Source organism: Streptomyces sp. NPDC060028 (genome assembly GCF_042736725.1).
Lineage (GTDB): Bacteria > Actinomycetota > Actinomycetes > Streptomycetales > Streptomycetaceae > Streptomyces.
The window spans coordinates 22,927-43,127 of sequence record NZ_JBHWVJ010000063.1 but is presented as its reverse complement, the minus strand read 5'-3'; the positions used below and the strand labels follow the sequence as shown (position 1 = coordinate 43,127).

Genomic DNA, 20,201 nt, shown 5'->3' with positions numbered 1-20,201 from the left:
GCCGGTCCGCCGGCCCCGCCACCCCGCGCGTCTGTTTCCCGGCTTTCCCGGCGGCGCCACGCTCTTCGGTGGCAATCTGCTCATCATCAGACACGCAGAGAGTCAGAAGAAGGCGGAGGTGCCGTTCACGTGGCGTCCAATGTCAATCCCACCGTCCGACGCCGCCGACTGGGCATGGAGTTGCGCAAGCTCCGTGAGGACAAGGGCATGACGGCCGAGCAGGTCGCCGAGCGCCTCCTCGTCTCCCAGTCGAAGATCAGCCGCTTGGAGAACGGCCGCCGATCCATCAGCCAGCGCGACGTCCGCGACCTGTGCGACGTGTACGAGGTCGAGGACCGGCGGCTCGTCGACTCGCTCATGCAGATGGCCAAGGACTCCCGCCAGCAGGGCTGGTGGCACGCCTTCGGCGACATCCCGTACAGCGTCTACATCGGGCTGGAGACGGATGCCGCCAGCCTGCGCACGTACGAGCCCCAGATGGTCCCCGGCCTGCTCCAGACCCCGGAGTACGCCCAGGCCCTCATCCGCGGCGCGCTGCCCGAGACGGCTCCGGCCGATGTCGACAAACGCGTCCAGGTCCGGATGCACCGCCAGAAGCGGCTCTCGGAGACGGAGAACAACAACCCCGACGTCGGGCCGCTGCGCCTCTGGGCGGTCATCGACGAGGCTGCGCTGCGCCGGCACGTGGGCGATCCCCAGCTGATGATCCGGCAGCTCGAGTACTTGATAGAGCGTTCCCAGGAGCCGTACATCACCGTGCAGGTGATGCCCTTCTCGATGGGCGCGCATCCTGGCGTGAACGGCCAGTACGCGATTCTGGAATTCCCGGACGCCTCGGACTCGACGGTCGTCTACATCGAGGGCGTGACGAGCGATTTGTACCTGGAGAAGTCAAACGACGTTCAGAAGTACAGCGTGATGTACGAGCACCTGCGCGCCCAGGCCCTCAATGTCGAGCAGACCCGACAGTTCATCGGCGAGATCATCGACCACTATGCGGGCAAGAGGAAGTAAAACCGTCGGAAACGGTGCAGGTGACGAGGGGGGCCCGCACGGTACACCGTCACTCCCCGGCCACAGAAGGCCTGAATGGAATATGCCACTCGGTCGGGTGAATGACCCCTTCACCCATCGGGCGGTGCCGGTAGCGTCCATCACGTCGGCCAGGAAAGCCGAAATGGCCGACACACCACCGGCACTACTCGTTGAACCGGAGAGAAACATGGCTATTCGTCAGGGCGCCACGGAAAACTGGACCAAGTCCTCCTACTCCGGCGGAAACGGCGCCTGCGTCGAGGTCAAGTCCCCCGTCATGGAGGCCATCGCGGTCCGCGACTCGAAGGTCCAGGACGGCCCGTCCATCACCTTCGCCCCCGGCTCGTGGACCTCGTTCGTCGCGGACGTCACCGAGGGCCGACTGGGGGGCCTCGTCTGAACGTCACGGCGCACGACCGCGAAACGACCGCAGCCGCGAGCGCGTCCGCGGCTGCACCATCCGCTGCATCGGCGTCCGCATCCGCGTCCGCAACGGCATCCGCACCACCGTCTGGAGCCCTCTCGACCGGCACGCCGTCCTGGCCGAGAGGGCTCGCCCCTGTCCGCTGAGCCCTTCCGGGCACGGCACTAGCGGAGCTGATCGACGTACCGGTCGGTCCCGGGCACCGTCGGTATGAACGGCGCCACCAGCTCCACCCGCCCGAGCCCCGACTCCGCGACCTCGGTGTCCAGCCCCTGGAACCGGTCCCAGCAGGTCCGCGGGTCGGCCTCGAGGAACCACAGCAGCGTGAGGCGGGTGTCCACCCCCTCGACCTGCTTCACGTACGTCATCCTGTCCCCCGGCAGCGGCGTCGGCCGGAACACCGTCACCATCGCCGCCGGGGAGCCCTGGAGCCGCCTGGGCAGGGCCCGCGAGCGCAACCACTCCAGCAGTTCGGCCCGCTGCTCGGGCCCGTCGGCGTCGACGACCTGGACCACGAGCCCGGCGTACGGGTGGTCCAGGGCGTGGAAGTCCCGGGGGCCGGCCGCCCCGTCGCGGTAGACCGTGGCCGCGTGGTCCTGGAAGGCCGTGAAGACGTGGGTGCGGTCCTGGTAGACCCGGCCGTCGCGGTTCAGGCGCTTGTTGATGCCGACGGTCCACTTCATGTGCTCGTCGTAGCGGCCCTCGGTGACCCAGTACGTGGAGATGTAGCACCCGGCGGTGACCGGCTGGGCGACGGCCGACTTCTCCGGGTAGCGCAGCTCCTGGAGCTCGCGGGTGGCGACCCAGCGGCGGCCGGCGTACATCCAGGGCATGGCCATGGCGCCGGCGTAGTAGTGGTCGTCCTCGTACCAGCGGTTGTACGCGGACTCGTGGCCCGGGTGGGGCTCCACCATGGTGATCAGTGCATGGCCGGGGCGGACGCCGTAGGGGCCGACGGAGGCGAGTGCGGCGTAGTCGTCGACGCGGGTGTCTTCTTCTCCAGGTGTCATGGGGACGGTGTAGCTGATGACACGTCAGATCGACAGGGTGCGCGGGCGGTTCGGGACGGATCCCGGATCCGAATCCAAGATGTGACACATAGGTGCTATCTACATGTTTCTGTGGCTAGGATGCGCGCACCCGCCTCCCGAAGGAGCTCCCGTGCCTGCCGTGCCCGCCGTGTCCGTAGCCGCCCTGACACCGCCGCCCGCCTTCGCCGCCCGCGCCGCCTCGGTGGGAAGCTCCCCCGTACGCGAGATCCTCGCCCTCACCGAACGCCCCGGGGTCATCTCCTTCGCCGGCGGCCTGCCCGCGCCCGAACTCTTCGACACCGAGGGTCTGCGGGCCGCGTACGACGCCGCCTTCGCGGGCTCCGCGCGCCGGGCGCTCCAGTACTCGACCACCGAGGGCGTCCCCGAGCTGCGCGCGGCCGTCGCGGACCGCGCGGCGGCGCGGGGGCTGCCGACGGGGCCGGACGACGTACTCATCACCTCGGGATCCCAGCAGGGCCTCACGCTGCTCACCACCGCCCTGGTCGAACCGGGGGACGTGGTCCTGGTCGAGAACCCCACCTACCTGGCGGCGCTGCAGTGCTTCGGCCTCGCGGGCGCGCGGGTGGTCGCGGTGCCGTGCGACGAGGAGGGCATGCTCCCGGACGCGCTGGCGGAGATCGTGGCGCGGGAGCGGCCCAGGCTGCTCTACACGATCCCGACCTTCCAGAACCCGACGGGGCGCACCCTGCCGGGAGCCCGGCGGGCGGCGGTCGCGGAGATCGCGGCGCGCCTCGGGCTGTGGCTGGTGGAGGACGACCCGTACGGGGACCTCCGCTACGAGGGCTCCCCCGTACCGTGGCTCGCCGCGCACCCGGGAGCGGAGGACCGCACGGCGCTGCTCGGGAGCTTCTCGAAGATCATGGCCCCCGGGCTGCGGCTGGGCTGGCTCCGGGCACCGGCCGCGCTGCGCCGCGCGGTGGTCGTCGCGAAGCAGGCGGCCGACCTGCACACCTCGACGGTGGACCAGCTGGCCGCCGCGCACTACCTGGCCGAGGCGGACCTGGCCGCGCACATCGCCACCGTCCGCGCCGCGTACCGGTCCCGCCGCGACGCCCTGCTGGCGGGCCTGCCGGGAGCCCTCCCGGCGGGCTCCGCCTGGAACCGGCCGGAGGGCGGCATGTTCGTCTGGGCCCGCCTCCCGGAGGGCCACGACGCGACGGCCCTGCTCCGCTCGGCGATCGCCCACGGGGTCGCCTTCGTCCCGGGCGCCCCCTTCTTCACGGGCCCGGCGGACGCCCGTACGCTGCGGCTCTCGTTCACGACGCACACGGCGGGGGAGATCGCGGAGGGGCTGGGGCGGCTGGGGCGGGCCGTCGGCTGAGGCTCCGTCACCCTCGGACGGCCGCCGAATCCCGATGCGGGGAAGGGATGCCGAAGCGCTTCCTCGCCAGCTCCATGCCGTCCCTGCGCAGTCCGGCGTCCGCCCACGAGAAGGACAGGTCGCACGGCTCTTCGTCCACTCTGCGCAGGGTGAGGACGATCGGCTCCTCCTTCAGCCGTACGGGTTCGGGCACCGGCACCTTCGGGGCCACGTCGACCCGCGGGCCGTTGCCGGCCGCCAGGACGAAGGACACCGGCGGACGATCCCCCAGTTGCAGGGTCACTTCGACGGCCGCGCCGGTGCAGCCTCGGGCGCCCACCAGGCCGTACCACTTCGTGAACGAGGGGCCCTCGGGGTTGGGCATGCGCAGTGAGGCCTGCCGGGACTCCCCCTGCGGCAAATTCCAGTACCAGGTTTCACTGCGCCGGCAATAGCCTTCGCAGGCTTCGAGCTCGCGTTCCGGCCAGTCCCCCGAGCGGAGGGAGAGGGCTTCGGCGGGCCCGGCGACGTTGACGTAACCCGTGACGAAGAGCCACGCCAGCACGAGCAGTGCCTGGGCGACGCTGGGCAGGACCGGGAGCACGTACCTCCAGCGCCGTGCCGCGGTTCGTCCGCTGTGGACCGACCGGCCCGACGGATCGCCTCCGCCGCTCAGCTGTTCCCGGACCCGCAGGTGGCGGAACTGGTGGACGGCACCGGTCTGACGCAGCACCCCGAGTTCGTGGGCGTTGTCGAGGAACGCCCACAGCCGCCAGGGAAGTCTGCCCGTCAAGCAGAACCACGTACGTGAGACCTGGTACGAGCCCCAGGCCGACCCGAGGAGCGCGGCGGCGCCGGCAGCCCCGCCGACGAGCACGCCGAAACCGAGGACCGACCCCGCCGGCGCGCCCAGCACGAGGCTCAGCCAGCCGCCCACGGCGGCCCCCGTGACCGACCCCACGGCCAGGGCCGACAGGAGGGCGATGAGCGCGTACTGGCGGAGCACGCCACGCGGACCCCGCAGGACGTCCTCGGTGACGTACACGTGGATCAGCGCGACCCGGACGACGGCGTGCACCCCGTAGCCGGCCACCCCCGTCATCAGTGCGGAGAGCGCCGCCTGCAACGCGCCGAACAGCAGGTAGAGGAACCATCCGTACGCACAGCCGAACGCAGCCGCCACGACCGGTCCGGTGACCGGGGAATGGACCTGCCACCAGGCGAAGTCGAGTGTCCGGTCGCGCCGCATCTGGAGTGCGACGGTCGTCAGGTACCGCCTGACCCGGTCCGCGGCGAAGCGCGGCGCGGGGGGCACGGGGGACTCGGCGTAGACCGCGGGAAGGTATCGCTTCAGCAGATGGGACTCGATCTCTTCCCGTGTCCCGAACCGCTCCCCCAGCAGCTCCCCGGGATCCGTGGAGCCCGCCTGATAGGCCGTGCGGGCCAGGTACAGCATCAGGGGGGAGGACAGGGCGGTGGCCAACGCCGAGTCGTGCCGGCCGCGCAGGGCGTCGAACACCTCCTCCCATCGGCGGTCACCGGTCACCGTCGACTGTTCGAGGTAGGTGATCGCGTCTGTGGGCGTCACGGGTTCGAGCTCCACGACCGCGGCCCTCGTGAGGTGGCTGCCGCTGTCCCGCACCGCCCGTTCGTACTCGTCGCCCCGGCACGTCAGGAGCAGCGGCACGCCCTCCACGACCGCCGCATCGATCGCCTCGACGGCACTCGCGTGCAACGCCGGCGGAAGCTCGTCGAGGCCGTCGAGCACGGGCATCACCCTGTTCTCGTCGACCAGTCTGGCGGCGGCGTTCTTGCCGGCGCGGCGTTTCGTGCCTCGACCGTGCCCGCCCGCGTCGCCGAGTTCCCGGATCCGACGGGCCATCCACTCCCGTAGTCCGACCTCCGGCCTCCAGGACGACAGCGACAGCACGACGGGCACCGGCTCGTGGAGCTGCCACGTCTTGAGGAGGTCCCAGGCCAGCAGCAGTGCGAGGACGCTCTTGCCGGCACCCTGCGGGCCCAACACGACGAGCTGGCGCCGGGGCAGGCCACGCAGGAACTCCGGCACCTGGTTCACGTCGCCCGTCAGCGCCATGCCCTGCACGCCCAGCGCTTCGGCCGGTGACCGCACGGGCCTGCCGGTGGGGGACCACCGGACGGGTATCCGCCCCGGGTGCTCCAGCCTGAGCCGCGCGATCTCGTCACGCATCCGGGACCGGACGGCCCTGTGGAGCTCGCGCGCGGCGCGGTTCGTGGCCGTGACCACGTCCCCGTCGCCCATGTGGACCTGGATCTGCGTCACATGTTCGGCGCGCACGTCCTTGATCTGCTGCTTCCATCCACCGCACACGCGCTTCCCCCGTGGCAGAAGTCTCGGGAAGATGAGGGCCGTAATACTACGCAAACCAGCGGGAGTTGCGCATGACGACGGCAGGAAAGCGCATGTGGGCGGCGGGTGGGACGGTCGTCGCCGCGGCCGCCGTGAATGTGGCCACGGGCATGCTGACCCAGAAGTGGACACTGGCTTGGTGGCTCTGCACGACCGTCGCGGTGGTGATCGGGGGAGGCCTCCAGGCGTGGCTGACGATGTCGGACCGGGCGGCGGCCCGCCGCCAGGAGGTCGAGGACGTCGACGTCGACGGCGCACTCGCACAGAGGCTGCCCGGCGCCGGTGAACAGGTCGTCAGGCGCGCCAAGGTCAACGGTGACCTCACCCAGGAGCAGAGTGGATAGAGACCCCGGGGAGTTCCCGCCACAGGACCCCCGTCCCGCCCCTTCACAACCCCGCGCCCGCCCCCTAGCCTGACGCTCCGTCAGATCCGTGCGTCATCTGCGGACATTGTCCCGGCCGCCTGGAGGCCCGTCATGTCGTTGCTGCTGGGGAAGACCGTCGTGGTGTCCGGGGTCGGGGCCGGGCTTGGGCATCAGGTGGCCGCCGCCGTGGTGCGGGACGGGGGGAATGCCGTGCTCGGGGCGCGGACCGAGGCGAATCTCGCCAAGTCCGCCGCCGAGATCGATCCCGACGGCGCGCACACCGCGTACCGGCCGACCGACGTCACCGACGAGGCGCAGTGCGAGGCCCTCGTCGCGCTCGCGCGGGAGCGGTTCGGGGGTGTCGACGCCGTCGTGCACGTCGCCGCCTGGGACTCCTACTTCGGCGGGCTCCAGGACGCCGACTTCGGGACCTGGCAGCAGATCATCGACGTCAATCTCCTGGGGACCCTGCGGATGACCCGGGCTTGTCTGCCCGCGCTCAAGCAGGGGGGTGGCGGCTCGGTCGTCATCATCGGGACCCAGTCCGCCGTGGCCGCGCCCAACGAGGTCCAGCAGGCCGCCTACGCCGCCTCCAAGGGGGCGCTGACCTCCGCCATGTACTCGATGGCCCGCGAGCTCGGCCCCGACCGGATCCGGGTCAACACCGTGCTCCCCGGCTGGATGTGGGGGCCGCCCGTGCAGGCCTTCGTCACGTTCACCGCGCACACCGAAGGCGTCCCGGAGGCCGAGGTGCACGCCCGCCTCGCCGAGCGAATGGCGCTGCCGGATCTGGCCACCGACGGGGACGTGGCCGACGCCGCCGTGTTCCTGGCCTCCGACCGGGCGCGGGCGATAACCGGCCAGTCGCTGCTGGTCAACGCCGGGGAGCTGATGCGGTGACCCCGCGCTTCCCGACCGTGCCCGTACGACCGGATCGTATGCTCACGGCATGACCACTCCGAGTGACGCTCCGACCGACAACGCGATGCGCCGCGCGCTCCGGCGGGCCCGCGACGGCGTCGCGCTCGACGCGACCGAGGCGGCCGTACTGCTCCAGGCGCGCGGTGCGGCGCTGGACGACCTCATGGCCTCCGCCGCACGTGTGAGGGACTCCGGGCTCGCCTCGGCCGGGCGGCCCGGTGTCATCACGTACTCGAAGAGCGTTTTCATACCGCTCACCCGGCTGTGCCGCGACAAGTGCCACTACTGCACCTTCGCCACGGTCCCCGGCAAGCTCCGCCGGGCCGGCCACGGGATGTACATGTCCCCGGACGAGGTCCTCGACATCGCCCGCCGCGGAGCGGCCCTCGGCTGCAAGGAAGCGCTCATCACCCTCGGCGACAAGCCCGAGGACCGCTGGCCCGAGGCCCGGGAGTGGCTGGAGGCGCACGGCTACGACGACACGATCTCGTACGTACGGGCCATCTCCATCCGGATCCTGGAGGAGACGGGCCTGCTCCCCCACCTCAACCCGGGCGTGATGTCCTGGGCCGACTTCCAGCGGCTGAAGCCGGTCGCCCCGTCGATGGGCATGATGCTGGAGACCACGGCCGATCGGCTGTGGAGCGAGCCCGGGCAGCCGCACCACGGTTCGCCCGACAAGGAGCCGGCGGTCCGGCTGCGCGTGCTGGAGGACGCCGGCCGTTCCTCCGTGCCCTTCACCTCCGGCCTGCTCATCGGGATCGGCGAGACGTACGAGGAGCGCGCCGAGTCCCTCTTCGCGCTGCGCCGCGTCTCCCGCGCCTACCACGGCATCCAGGAGCTGATCATCCAGAACTTCCGCGCCAAGCCGGACACGGCGATGCGCGGCATGCCGGACGCGGAGCTGGACGACCTGGTCGCCACGATCGCCGTCGCCCGGCACATCATGGGCCCGTCCGCCTGCCTCCAGGCGCCGCCGAACCTCGTCGACGGGGAGTACGCCCGTCTGATCGGCGCCGGGATCGACGACTGGGGCGGCGTCTCGCCGCTGACCCCGGACCACGTCAACCCCGAGCGGCCGTGGCCCCAGATCGACGTGCTGGCCGGGCAGTCCGCCGCGGCCGGTTTCGAGCTGCGCGAACGGCTGTGCGTGTACCCGGAGTTCGTCCGGCGCGGCGAGCCCTGGCTGGACCCGCGGCTGCTGCCGCACGTGCGCGCGCTCTGCGACCCCGAGACCGGGCTCGCGTACGAGGATGCGACGGTCGAGGGGCGCCCCTGGCAGGAGCCCGACGACAGCTTCGCCTCCTACGGGCGCACCGACCTGCACACCGCCATCGACACCGAGGGCCGCACCGGGGACCGCCGCGAGGACTTCGACCACGTCTACGGCGACTGGGAGGCCCTGCGGGAGGCGGCGGCGCCCGGGATGGTGCCGCAGCGCATCGACACGGACGTACGGGCCGCCCTCGCGCAGGCCGCCGACGACCCGACGAAGCTCACCGACGACCAGGCCCTCGCCCTGCTGCACGCGGACGGTCCGGCGCTGGACGCGCTGTGCCGGATCGCCGACGACCTGCGCAAGTCGGTGGTGGGCGACGAGGTCACCTACATCGTCACCCGCAACATCAACTTCACCAACGTCTGTTACACCGGCTGCCGTTTCTGCGCGTTCGCGCAGCGCCGCACCGACGCCGACGCGTACACGCTCTCCCTGGACCAGGTCGCGGACCGCGCGGCCCAGGCCTGGGACGTGGGCGCCGTCGAGGTGTGCATGCAGGGCGGCATCCACCCGGACCTGCCGGGTACGGCCTACTTCGACATCGCGCGGGCGGTGAAGGAGCGGGTTCCCGGCATGCACGTGCACGCCTTCTCGCCGATGGAGGTCGTCAACGGTGCGACCCGCACCGGGATGTCCGTACGGGACTGGCTGACGGCGGCCAAGGAAGCCGGACTGGACTCCATCCCGGGCACGGCGGCGGAGATCCTGGACGACGAGGTGCGCTGGGTCCTCACCAAGGGCAAGCTGCCGACGGCGGACTGGATCGACGTCGTCACCACGGCGCACGAGCTGGGGATCCGCTCCTCCTCGACCATGATGTACGGGCACGTGGACCAGCCCCGGCACTGGCTCGGCCACTTCCGCACCCTGGCCCGGATCCAGCAACAGACGGGTGGCTTCACCGAGTTCGTGACGCTTCCGTTCATCCACACCAACGCGCCGGTCTATCTGGCGGGCATCTCCCGCCCGGGCCCGACGGTGCGCGACAACCGGGCGGTGACGGCGATGGCGCGGATCCTGCTGCACCCTCACATCCCCAACATCCAGACGAGCTGGGTGAAGCTGGGCTCGGAGGGCGCGGCCGAGATGCTGCGGTCCGGGGCCAACGACCTCGGCGGGACCCTGATGGAGGAGACGATCTCGCGGATGGCGGGGTCGAGTTACGGCTCGTACAAGTCGGTGCAGGACCTGATCGCCGTCGCGGAGGCGGCGGGGCGGCCCGCGAAGCCGCGTACGACGCTGTACGGGGAGGTCCCGGAGGAGCGCCGGGCGGCGGCCCGCGCCTCGGACGGGCACCTGCCGGAGCTGCTGCCGGTGCTCGACTGAGACCGCCTCCCGTCCTGCGCGGATGCGGATCAGCCGGTCAGGAGGTCCTTCTTGAGCTCCTTCAGCTCGCGGGCGTCGATGCCGAGCCCGTCCTTGAGGTAGCGGCCGAAGGAGCCGTACGTGGCCTCGACCTCGTCGTACCCGGCGTTCAGGTACTCGGGGCGCACGTCGAGCATCGGCTTGTAGACGGCGGCCTGCGCGGCGGGCAGGTGGGAGAGGACCGCGTCGTTGGCGGCCTTGCGGTAGTCGTTGCTGGCCAGGTAGTCGGCCTCGACGGTCCCGCGGGGCACGCCGAGGGCGGTCAGCAGGGTGGCGCCGGCCCAGCCGGTGCGGTCCTTGCCGGCGGTGCAGTGGAAGAGGACCGAGCGGCTGCGGTCGCGCTCGACGCCTTCAAAGACCTGCGTGTACGCCTTCTTGCCGCCCTCGCCGGAGACCATGGCCTTTTCTGCGTCGACCATGGCCTTGACTGCCTCGTCGGGCGACTTGGGCATGGTCTGGAAGGCGGGGGACCCGGCGAAGACGTCGGCGACGACGTAGGTGGCGCCCGCGGGAACCCGGTCGGCGTCCTTGGTGCGCTCGTCGGTCATGCGCAGGTCGAAGACCGTCTTGACGCGCAGGCGCCGGAGCTTGGCCAGGTCGTTCGTGGTGAGCTTGTTCAGGGCGTCGGAGCGGTAGATCTCGCCCATCTTGACCCACTGGCCGGTGGTGGTGCGGTAGCCGCCCGCGTCGCGGAAGTTGACGGCGCCGTCGAGCTTGATCAGGCGGTCGGCGAGGTGCAGGCCCGCGCCGTGTTCCGGCTTGAAGTCGAACCATTGGCGGTCGGCGGCGGGCAGCCCCTTGACCACGGCCTGGCCCTGGGCGCCGCCCCTGGCGACGACCTTGCCGTTCGCCTTGATCTCGACCCGCTCGGTGCCCTTGGCCGTCCACTTCAGGGCGTACGAGCCGTCGGCGCCGGCGGTGACGGTGGCCTCGGTGAAGGGGATGGACCGGCCGTGGTGGCCGCTCCAGGGGAGGTCCGCGCCGGAGGCGGTGGCGGCGGGGGCCGCGACCAGGGACACGGTGAGTGCGGAAGCGACGGTGGTCGCGGCGAGCAGTGCCTTCTTCATGGCCTTCTTCATGGTTCCGAGGCTGTGGGCGGCCGGAGAACTGCGCGTGAACGCGGCGTGGCCGGAACCGACCGGTTCGAAGGCAAGTGGCAAAACGTGCCACTGGCCGATTCCCGCACGTGTGCGACGGACCTCGCGCACATTCCCGGACACATTCCGGCCGTTCTGTGCTCACTTACGGGCCTCATGACCAGCTCCTTCCGGATTCGATCGAGCCTGTCCACTACAGTGCGCGCCAGAGCACGTGGGGGCTGGGCAGGGGGATCGCGATGGACACGGCGACGGATTCGCACGCGGAACACGCGGAACACACGGAACACACGGACAACCAGGGCCCGGGGGGGCCCGCGGACACGGCCGGACTGGCCGGATCGCGCAGACCCGGCCTGGGCCCGAGCAGCGGCCCCGGCGCCGGCGACACCCTCGGCGGCCGGACCGCGGTGACCACCGGCCTGTGGGGCCGCGTCGAACAGCAGGACTTCCGCAGCCGCGTCCGCGGCACCCTCCTCGGCTCCGCCATGGGCGACGCCCTGGGCGCGCCCGTCGCCGGCCTCTCGCTCGACGGGATCCGCGAGACCCACGGCCTGGAGGGCCTGACCGAACCGGCCCCCGCCTACGGCCGCCGCGGCACCGTCACCGCCTCCACCCAGCTGGCCCTGTTCACCGTGGACGGGCTGATACGGGCCCACGTGCGCCGGGACACCGGCGCCTGGCACCCGCCGACCGACGTCCACCGCGCGTACCTGCGCTGGGCGGCCACCCAGCACGACTGGGGCCCCGACGAGCGCCGCAAGGACAACGGCTGGCTCGCGCAGGAGGAGTGGCTCTACGCCCGCCGCGGCCCCGACCGCGCCTGCATGACCGGCTTCGCCGACGAGACCCTGGGCACCCTGGAGCAGCCGAAGAACCCCACCGCCCGGGACGCCGCCGCCACCGTCCGCTCGGCCGCCTTCGGGCTGCTGGTCGGCTGGGAGCCGGCCCTGGTCCTCCAACTCGCCGTCGAGTGCGCCGCGCAGAGCCACGGCCACCCCACCGCGTACCTCTCGGCCGGCGCCCTCGCCGTCATCGTCCACGGCCTGACCCGCGGCGACTCCCTCGACGCGGCCGTCCAGCGCGCCCTCGGCCTGCTCGGCTCCCGCCACGGCCACCAGCCCGTCACCGACGCCCTCCAGCGCGCGGTGGCCGCCGTCACCCAGGGCACCCCGTCACCGAAGATGGTCGAGTCCCTCTCCCCCGGCGACGGCCGCGACGCCGAGGACGCCCTCGCCGTCGCCGTGTACTGCGCCCTCGTCGCCGAGGACGTCGCGCACGGCCTGCGCCTCTCCGTGAACCACGGCGGCGACTCCACCGCCACCGGCGCCCTGTGCGGGGCGCTGCTCGGCGCCCTGCACGGCGAGACCGCCCTCCCGGCGGCCTGGCTCGCCGACCTCGAAGGCCGCTCGACGATCCTGGAACTCTCCGACGACTTCGCCCTGGAGATGACCCAGGGCCCCGCCCTGCACGGCCCGGCGGTCTCCTCCCCGGGCTGGCTGGCCCGCTACCCCCGGGGCTGACGCACACTCAACATTCGGGGCGCCACGACGTACCGTGGCCCTCCCACGTCACGGAGGTGTCAGCCCACATGCGGATCGCCACGACGATCTTCCTCACCGACCGCACCGTCTCCCCCGTCCGCCTCGCGCGCGCCCTGGAGGAACGCGGGTTCTCCGGCCTCTACCTCCCGGAGCACACCCACATCCCGGTCACCCGGGACACCGCCGCGCCCATGGGCGGCGAACTCCCCGAGATGTACGGGCGCACCCTCGACCCCTTCGTGGCCCTCGGCCAGGCCTCCGCCGTGACCGAGCGGCTCCACCTCGGCACCGGCATCACCCTGGTCGCCCAGCACGACCCGATCGACCTCGCCAAGCAGGTCGCGACCCTGGACCACCTCTCCGGCGGCCGGGTCACCCTCGGCGTCGGCTACGGATGGAACGTGGAGGAGGCCGCCGATCACGGTGTCGAGTGGCGCACCCGCCGCGAACTCGTCCGCGACCGCATGGCATTGATGCGCGCGCTGTGGGCCCCGGAGCCCACGGCGTACGCCGGCCGGTTCTCCTCCGTCCAGGCCAGCGCGGCGTACCCGAAGCCGGTCCAGGCCCCGCGCGAACTCGGCCCGGGCATCCCGCTGCACGGCCCGCGCACCCTGATCGGCGGCCAGGCCGGCCCGAAGCTCTTCGCCGCCATCGCCGACCACGCCGACGGCTGGCTCCCGATCGGCGGCGGCGGCCTCACGGAATCCCTCCCGGTGCTGCGCCAGGTCTGGGAAACCGCGGGCCGCGACCCCAAGTCCCTCCAGGTGGTCCCGTACGCCGTCCAGCCGAGCCCCGGCAAGATGAGCCACTACGCCGCCCTGGGCATCGAGGAGGTCGTCCTCCAACTCCCGTCGGAGAACGAGGCGGAGGTACTCCGCGTCCTGGACGGGTTCGCGCAGTACCTCTGACCTGGGGACGCGCCCATGCCCATCAGGTACGTTCACGGCATGTGCGAGCCCGTGAACGAGCGCCCGGCGCAGGACGCCTGAAATCCGGTCGCGGTGGGGCCCGGCGTGCCCGACCATGACGGGCATGCCGGGACAGCGCAAGCGCAGGAATCGCCAGGAGGCGGCCCGGCGGCGCCGTGCCGAGACCCCGGGCCGCTGGGAGCCGCTGTTCTCCACGCAGGACGAGGTGGAGTTCCGCGACCACGTCCGCCGCCTGTACGAGGAGGGCGCGGTCACCGCGGACCAGCTCCGGCTGGACACCTTCTGCGGCCGCCTGGAGCACCCGACCACCTACCGGGTCAGCGTCTTCGTCCCGAAGGCCCGCCCGTGACCGCCCGGTGGGAGGAACTCCCGTCCGGCGTCCGCGGGCAGGTCGACGCGTACGTCCTCCAGGACAGCCGCTTCCAGGCGGTTCGGATCGTCTGGGAGACCGGCCGAGCCCGGGGGATCGGCCTGGCCGAGGCCCAGGAGATGGTCCACAGGCGCTACGAGCACTTCGGCGCGAGGGTGCCCCGTACGCCCGGCTCCCCCCTCGACCTGGACTCCCTCGCGGCCCGCGCCGGCGGCATCCGGGCCACGGTGGTGGCGATCGAGGCCGTCTGGGACGGAGACACCGAGCACGACTGGTTCGTGAAGCTGCTGGCCGTCGCGGAGAACCCGGCCGGCGACCACCACCTGGCCACCGTCCACCACCACATGGGCAGGGAGGCGGCGGCCGCCGAGGCCGGCCGCTCACTGGCCGAGCATCTGGGCGTGCCGTTCCACTTCGCCAGTCCCGACACCCCCGACGACGAGGCACCCCGCTGGCGGGTCTGACCGGCGGACCGCCAGCTCCGCCCAGACGGTCTTGCCGATCAGGCGGTCCGTGACGCCCCAGGCGGTGGCCACCGCCTCGACGATGCGCAGGCCGTAGCCGGAGTCGGCCCCGTAGACGTGCGGGCGGACCTCGGGCCGCCGGTCGCGGCGGGCGTCCGACACCTCCAGCCGCAGGACGCCCGCCAGCAGCACCATCCGCAGCTCGAAGTCCCGCCCCGGGACCCGCCCGTGGGTGACGGCGTTCGAGGCGAGCTCGGCCACGAGCAGCCCCGCGTCGGCGGCCGTCGCGGTGGACTCGGGGATGCCCCAGTCGTGGAGTTCCACGAGGGCCAACTGCCGGGCGAGCCTGGCGCCGCGGCGGGTGCAGCTGAAACGCTGAGTGAACGTGCGTACGAGGGCCGGGGTGGGCCCCGAGAGTGCGGTCATGGCGGCAACGTCCCGTGTGGCCGGGGTGGTTCACAGCACGCGAACCGCTACTTTTCATCTGTACGAGCACACTCTCTGGACAGTAGCGGTCACACCCCGTGACTCTGGTCCGGGGAGGTGACCGCCATGGCAAGGGCCGGCAACAGCGGTGACGGCGAACGTGACGGCGAGGTGGAGCCGGACAACGACCTGCGCAGCTTCGGCGAGACGCTCAAGGCCTGCCGCAAACGGGCGGGCCTGACCCAGGAGCAACTGGCCCCGCTGGTCCGCTACTCGGTCCAGTACGTCGGTTCGGTGGAACAGGGCCGCCGCCACCCGTCACCGAGGTTCGTCGAGCGGACGGAGGAGGTGCTGGACGCCTTCGGAGTCATCCGCATCGCGGCGAAGCGCCTGAACCGGCGCCGGGGGCTGGCGAAGTGGTTCCGGCGGTGGGCGGAGCTGGAGGAGGCCGCCGTCACCCTGAACACGTACGAGTGCCGGTCGATCCCGGGGCTGTTGCAGACGGAGGCGTACGCGCGGGCCCAGATCCGGGACGTCCCACCGCTGCCGACACCGGAACAGGCGGAGGCTCGCGTCGTCCAGCGCCTGGAACGTCAGGCCCTGCTCCGCAGGACTCCCTTCGTCGCCCTCAGCTTCATCATCGAGCAGTCGGTGATCGAGCGGCAGACGGGCGGCCCGGAGGTGACGCGCGAGCTGATCGACCACCTGCTGGAGTGCGCGAAGCTGCCCAATGTCGACCTCCAGATCATGCCGACGATCAGCCCGGAGCACGCGGGGCTCGATGGGCCCTTTCAACTCCTCGAAACCGATGAGCACGAGTGGCTGGGGTACAGCGAGGGGCAGAAGACGGGTCGAGTGATTTCCGACCCGAAGGCCATCAGCGACCTTCACCAGCGGTATGCCAAACTTCGCATCCAGGCCCTCAATCCTGCGGACAGCATGGGCCTGTTGATGCGAATGCGAGGATCCCTGTGAACAGCTCCGAGTTGTGGTGGTTCAAGAGCAGCTACAGCGGCAGCGAGGGTGACAGTTGCGTCGAGGTCGCCCTCTCCTGGCACAAGTCCACGTACAGCGGCAGCGAGGGCGACGACTGCGTCGAGGTCGCGTCCTGCGCCGACGCCGTCCACATCCGGGACTCCAAGCAGACGGCCGGCCCCGAGCTCGCCGTCGCCCCGACGGCCTGGGCCGCTTTCCTCGGCGGGGTCACCCAAGCCTGACCCGGCCCGCCCCTCAGCTTCGAAGGGGCCCGGGGGCTGCCCGTCAGTCCAGTGTCCTTCCGTGTCGGGCCGGTCCCTCAAGGGCGCTCCTTCGTCGCGTCGCTGCGCGATGGCCTTCGGCCACCCTTGACCGACCGACCCGCCCCGGAATGCCACAAGCCTGCCGGGAAGCCCCCGAAGGATGGCCGGGGAGGTACGGACGGAGGAGCGGACGTGCCGAGCCGCTCGGCGGCAGGCCGAGTCCGTGGGTTTTTGCCGTGGGGGCAGCGGCCGGCGCTGCCACCTGACCTGCACGATCGATCCGCACGTGCGTGCGAGACGTTTCCGGCTTCCCGACGTTCCGTCACCCGCGCAGCGGCATTTTTCCGATATACGGCCTATTGCTCTGAAATATGCGGGAGTACTGCCGGGTAACGGCGTATCACTACCTCTGGCAGGGAGTCGCTCGGCGGCCCCCGCCCAGGGTGAGCGTGTACGAGGGATCGCAGGTGGGGGTCCTCCGCCCTGGCCAGTGACCGTCATGGGCGCTCGGGGTTCTCCTTCGGGAGGACTGAGGCTCGAAGGAACAGAAAGGTCCTGCTATGGCATTGGATGCCATTCGGTTGGATCCACCCGACAGACCGTCCCAACGCAAACTGCTCAAACGGGGAGCCATCTTCCTGCTCCCCACCGTGCTCTTCGCGGTGGCCACTCTGGTCCCGTACTCCGCTCAGGCCGCGGAAGCCCCTGTGGGGCTGGGGACCGCCACCAACTACGCGGTGCTGGCCGGTTCCACGATCACCAACACGAACAACACCATCATCAACGGAGACCTGGGGCTCCATCCGGGCACGGCGGTGACCGGCTTTCCGCCCGGAATCGTCAACGGAACACAGCACATCACCGACGCCGCCGCCGCTCAGGCGAAGTCCGACCTCGTCGTCGCCTACAACGATGCGGCCAGCCGTGGACCCGGCACCGCCACTTCGGCCGACATCGGCGGACAAACGCTGGCGCCCGGCGTCTACACGGCCTCGTCGACGCTGAACATCACCGGAACGGTCACTCTCGACGGCCAGAACAACCCCGACGCCGTCTTCATCTTCCAGATCCCTTCGACGCTGATCACGGCTCCGGCGAGCGTCGTGGCCTTCATCAACGGAGCGAATGCCTGCAACGTGTTCTGGCAGGTGGGCAGCTCCGCCACCATCGACACGACCTCACAGTTCAAGGGCAACATCCTGGCCCTGACGTCCATCACGCTGAACAACAGCGCCGTAATCGAAGGCCGCGCCCTCGCGCGGAACGGCGCGGTCACGCTGGACAACAACACCATTACGAGGGCGGCTTGCGCCGTTGGCCCGCCCGGGCCTCCCGGACCGACGGGTTCGCCCGGCCCCACGGGTTCGCCCGGCCCGACCGGCTCGCCCGGCCCCACTGGCAGCCCTGGCCCGACTGGTGCCCCTGGCCCGACCGGTGCCCCCGGCGCTCCCGGCGCTCCCGGTGCTCCCGGTGCTCCCGGTGCTCCCGGGCCGACCGGCTCCCCCGGTGCTCCCGGTGCTCCCGGTGCCCCCGGCGCTCCCGGCCCGACCGGCTCCCCCGGTGCCCCCGGCGCCCCCGGTGCCCCCGGCGCTCCCGGCGCCCCCGGCGCTCCCGGCCCGACCGGCTCCCCCGGACCCGCCGGACCCGCTGGGCCTGCCGGACCTGCCGGACCCGCAGGGCCCAAGGGGCCGCGCGGGGACAAGGGCGAAAAGGGTGACCGCGGCGAACACGGCCACGGCCACCACGATCACGACCACGACCACGACGAGGGCGGACCCGGCCACGACGACGGGGACGAGGACGACGGCGGACCTGGCCACGGCCACGACGGGCCCGACGACGGGGGACCCGGCCACGGCCACGACGACCACGGCAAGCCTCCGTGGGCCGGCCTCCTGCCGGGCAACTTCGACGGTGTCATGGGCCCCCTGGGTGCCGGTCACACGGCCAAGAGCGTCAACTTCGCCCACGTGAGCGCCGCCACCCGCCAGCAGCCGCAGGGAGCGTCGCCCGCGCTCGCCGCGAACGACGCAAGCAGCGGGCCCGGCATCATGGCCGCCTCCGCAGCCGCGCTCGCATTCCTCGCAGGCTCGGTCCTCTTCACCATGAAGAGAGTCCGGCGTACGGCGACTCGACAGGACTAGCCCCTCGCGGCCGGGGCCGGAGCTCGGTCCCACACGGAACGCCCTGTCAGCCGTTCGGCGGCTGAGCCCCTGGACTCGTCGTCCAGGGGCTCAGTGAGGCGACTGCCGGACTCGCCTTCAGGTCGTCGGGGGACGGGGTGCCTGTACGCGCTGAACTCCCCGCCCTGGCCGACGGAGGTCAGGCCGGGCTTCCGTGCGGCCGTACGTCGTGACGACTTCGTCGATGAAACGCCGCGTACGTTCCGGGCCCAGCGCCCGGGCCTGCAAGTGCGCATACATGTCGCTGTAGAGCCGTACGTCGGATCGTTTCTCCAGATAGAGGTCGCTGGTGAACCTCTCCAGATACACCACGCTCGCATCGGTGGCGTCGTCGAATTCGAGCAGCGCGAACTGTCCCGAGACCCCCGGGTGCGCGCCCGCATCGTGAGGGAGGACCTGCAGGGTGACGTGCGGCTGCGCACTGAGGTGGCTCAGACGGTCCAGCTGTTCGCGCATGATCTCGCGGCTGCCCACGACGCGTCGCAGCGCCGATTCGTCCACTACGGCCCATAAGCGCGGCGGGTTGTGCCGGGCACCCAACCGGCTCTGGCGCCGCAGCCGCACCTGGAGGCGTGTGGCGGCCTGTTCGGCAGTGGCGTGAGGGATCGTTCCTGCGATGACAGCGTGTGCGTAGGCGGGAGTCTGCAGCAGGCCGGGGATCACCATGGGCTCGTAAAAACGGATCGCGGCCGCCTCGGCCTCCAGGCCGATGTAGGCGCCGTACGGGACGTCGCCGTAAGAATTCCACCAGCCCTGCTGACCCGATTCCTTGGACAGCTGCATCAGGTGGTCGACACGCCGCTGATCCTGGACCCCGTACAGCGCGCAAAGATCGCGCACGTCGCGCGGCTTGATGAGGCGGCGGCCGTTCTCCAGCAGGCTGATCTTGGGCTGGGAGATCAGCAGGCGTTCCGCCACCTGCTGTGTCGTCATTCCGCTGATCTCCCGAAGCCGGCGCAGCTCCGACCCCAGCCGGCGTCTGCTGACGGTGGGATTCACAGTGACGCCCACGGGACGCGTACCTCCGCTCCAAGGAATCTTGCACTGGCGAACAGGCTCCCACGCCAGGGGCTGCCCGATACGCCTCGACTCAGCATTGTGCACGGTGAATTCACGCCCGGGCAAAGAAGGCCGAATTCGCATCACCCTCACCCGACCGGCCATATTTTCCGATTCAAATTAACCAGAATTCGGACGCTTTCTCGAGGCGACCGGGACAATCGAAAATCGCCCCGAATCGACCGCACTCCGATGCAGATTTCTGCGTAATATGCCGGAGGTAAGAAACCGATCTCGACCCACATGGGAATTGACACCCTGGAGGTGGCCGCGGCCACTGACCTCGCGCGCGTCGGCGACCGCGCTTCAGCCCCGCCCCCGCACCACAACCGCCCCCACAGTCCTGTCCCTGGCCGAAAGTTCGCCACGGGGAGTAGCCTGATAGATGGGTCATCGCACCCTCACGTGCGCGGCCCGGAAGGGCGGCCCCGGCGGGTGAATGTGCCGGGGCCGTTGTGACCCCCCGCGCCGGATTCCAGCCACCGGCACAAGGGATTCCTCCCGCCCGACGGGAGCCCCAGTGGAGTCGGCAAGGCTCGGAAAGATCGGACGCGACAGCCCCGACCGACGTCTTTGGCATCCGTTTCTGCAGGTCAGATGCCATCCCCGCGCCCAGGTGCCGGGTGATTCTCCTGGCGCGACTATCAGGACCTGCTGATCGCGTCCACAAGGCCGCCGAGTCCGTCGAAGCCCGGAACTGGCTGCCTCGCCGAGCGGGCGAATATCCCTAGCGGATTTCTCGATCCGGAACCGCGGGAATT

At 71.2% G+C, this 20,201-nt stretch carries 18 protein-coding genes; 13 read left to right on the top strand and 5 right to left on the bottom strand.

From position 1 onward, the window contains the following. The first annotated feature begins 129 nt into the window (after window positions 1–129). Window positions 130–1,014: a helix-turn-helix domain-containing protein gene (locus tag ACFWBF_RS26760; RefSeq protein ID WP_385606351.1), complete on the top strand. Its 885-nt coding sequence runs from the start codon at window positions 130–132 to the stop codon at window positions 1,012–1,014. A gap of 208 nt (window positions 1,015–1,222) precedes the next feature. Beyond that, entirely contained in the window at window positions 1,223–1,435 is a 213-nt protein-coding gene (locus tag ACFWBF_RS26755) for a DUF397 domain-containing protein (RefSeq protein WP_385606349.1), read from the top strand. A 188-nt stretch (window positions 1,436–1,623) separates the two neighbouring features. Here ACFWBF_RS26755 and ACFWBF_RS26750 read toward each other — a convergent pair whose 3' ends face one another. Beyond that, window positions 1,624–2,469: a hypothetical protein gene (locus tag ACFWBF_RS26750; protein WP_385606347.1), complete on the bottom strand. Its 846-nt coding sequence runs from the start codon at window positions 2,467–2,469 to the stop codon at window positions 1,624–1,626. A gap of 103 nt (window positions 2,470–2,572) precedes the next feature. Between ACFWBF_RS26750 and ACFWBF_RS26745 the strand changes: the two genes are divergently transcribed. Further along, window positions 2,573–3,832, top strand: coding sequence for a PLP-dependent aminotransferase family protein (locus ACFWBF_RS26745; protein ID WP_385606345.1), 1,260 nt, complete (start codon window positions 2,573–2,575; stop codon window positions 3,830–3,832). 7 nt (window positions 3,833–3,839) lie between these two features. Here ACFWBF_RS26745 and ACFWBF_RS26740 read toward each other — a convergent pair whose 3' ends face one another. Next, window positions 3,840–6,161 carry an NACHT domain-containing protein gene (locus tag ACFWBF_RS26740; RefSeq protein WP_385606344.1) on the bottom strand — a complete coding sequence of 774 codons (2,322 nt, stop codon included), beginning with the start codon at window positions 6,159–6,161 and terminating at the stop codon, window positions 3,840–3,842. Window positions 6,162–6,232: 71 nt separating this feature from the next. Here ACFWBF_RS26740 and ACFWBF_RS26735 point away from each other — a divergent pair, with 71 nt between their 5' ends. The 3 genes from ACFWBF_RS26735 to ACFWBF_RS26725 all read left to right on the top strand — a co-directional run bounded on the left by ACFWBF_RS26735 (window position 6,233) and on the right by ACFWBF_RS26725 (window position 10,091). Beyond that, complete coding sequence (locus ACFWBF_RS26735; protein WP_385606342.1) at window positions 6,233–6,544, top strand: hypothetical protein; 312 nt, start codon at window positions 6,233–6,235, stop codon at window positions 6,542–6,544. A gap of 132 nt (window positions 6,545–6,676) precedes the next feature. After that, a complete protein-coding gene (locus ACFWBF_RS26730; RefSeq protein WP_385606340.1) occupies window positions 6,677–7,465 on the top strand; it encodes an SDR family oxidoreductase in 789 nt (262 codons plus the stop codon). A 49-nt stretch (window positions 7,466–7,514) separates the two neighbouring features. Next, window positions 7,515–10,091 carry a bifunctional FO biosynthesis protein CofGH gene (locus ACFWBF_RS26725; protein ID WP_385606338.1) on the top strand — a complete coding sequence of 859 codons (2,577 nt, stop codon included), beginning with the start codon at window positions 7,515–7,517 and terminating at the stop codon, window positions 10,089–10,091. A gap of 29 nt (window positions 10,092–10,120) precedes the next feature. On the opposite strand, the gene ACFWBF_RS26720 is transcribed toward ACFWBF_RS26725, so the two are convergent. Continuing rightward, window positions 10,121–11,209 carry a tyrosine-protein phosphatase gene (locus ACFWBF_RS26720; protein WP_385606337.1) on the bottom strand — a complete coding sequence of 363 codons (1,089 nt, stop codon included), beginning with the start codon at window positions 11,207–11,209 and terminating at the stop codon, window positions 10,121–10,123. Window positions 11,210–11,637: 428 nt separating this feature from the next. Between ACFWBF_RS26720 and ACFWBF_RS26715 the strand changes: the two genes are divergently transcribed. The 4 genes from ACFWBF_RS26715 (at window position 11,638) to ACFWBF_RS26700 (ending at window position 14,534) form a co-directional block, all read left to right on the top strand. Continuing rightward, on the top strand, window positions 11,638–12,750 hold the full coding sequence (locus tag ACFWBF_RS26715; protein ID WP_385606354.1) for an ADP-ribosylglycohydrolase family protein: 1,113 nt from the start codon (window positions 11,638–11,640) through the stop codon (window positions 12,748–12,750). A 68-nt stretch (window positions 12,751–12,818) separates the two neighbouring features. Then, window positions 12,819–13,679, top strand: a complete 861-nt coding sequence (locus tag ACFWBF_RS26710) for an LLM class F420-dependent oxidoreductase (protein ID WP_385606335.1) — start codon at window positions 12,819–12,821, stop codon at window positions 13,677–13,679. 124 nt (window positions 13,680–13,803) lie between these two features. Then, a complete protein-coding gene (locus ACFWBF_RS26705; RefSeq protein ID WP_385606333.1) occupies window positions 13,804–14,049 on the top strand; it encodes a hypothetical protein in 246 nt (81 codons plus the stop codon). Beyond that, complete coding sequence (locus ACFWBF_RS26700) at window positions 14,046–14,534, top strand: hypothetical protein (protein ID WP_385606331.1); 489 nt, start codon at window positions 14,046–14,048, stop codon at window positions 14,532–14,534. The genes ACFWBF_RS26705 and ACFWBF_RS26700 overlap by 4 nt, the downstream gene beginning before the upstream one ends. Here the strand turns inward: ACFWBF_RS26700 and ACFWBF_RS26695 are convergent. Next, complete coding sequence (locus ACFWBF_RS26695) at window positions 14,451–14,960, bottom strand: ATP-binding protein (RefSeq protein ID WP_385606329.1); 510 nt, start codon at window positions 14,958–14,960, stop codon at window positions 14,451–14,453. The two genes, ACFWBF_RS26700 and ACFWBF_RS26695, sit on opposite strands and share 84 nt — an antisense overlap. 126 nt (window positions 14,961–15,086) lie before the next feature. On the opposite strand from ACFWBF_RS26695, the gene ACFWBF_RS26690 reads away from it, so the two are divergent. From ACFWBF_RS26690 to ACFWBF_RS26680, 3 genes are all read left to right on the top strand, one after another. Beyond that, entirely contained in the window at window positions 15,087–15,935 is an 849-nt protein-coding gene (locus ACFWBF_RS26690) for a helix-turn-helix domain-containing protein (protein ID WP_385606327.1), read from the top strand. Continuing rightward, entirely contained in the window at window positions 15,932–16,177 is a 246-nt protein-coding gene (locus ACFWBF_RS26685; RefSeq protein ID WP_385606325.1) for a DUF397 domain-containing protein, read from the top strand. The genes ACFWBF_RS26690 and ACFWBF_RS26685 overlap by 4 nt, the downstream gene beginning before the upstream one ends. A 602-nt stretch (window positions 16,178–16,779) precedes the next feature. Further along, window positions 16,780–18,342 carry an ice-binding family protein gene (locus ACFWBF_RS26680; protein ID WP_385606323.1) on the top strand — a complete coding sequence of 521 codons (1,563 nt, stop codon included), beginning with the start codon at window positions 16,780–16,782 and terminating at the stop codon, window positions 18,340–18,342. A gap of 117 nt (window positions 18,343–18,459) precedes the next feature. Here ACFWBF_RS26680 and ACFWBF_RS26675 read toward each other — a convergent pair whose 3' ends face one another. Further along, window positions 18,460–19,392, bottom strand: a complete 933-nt coding sequence (locus ACFWBF_RS26675; RefSeq protein ID WP_385606322.1) for a helix-turn-helix domain-containing protein — start codon at window positions 19,390–19,392, stop codon at window positions 18,460–18,462. Window positions 19,393–20,201: the final 809 nt, after the last annotated feature.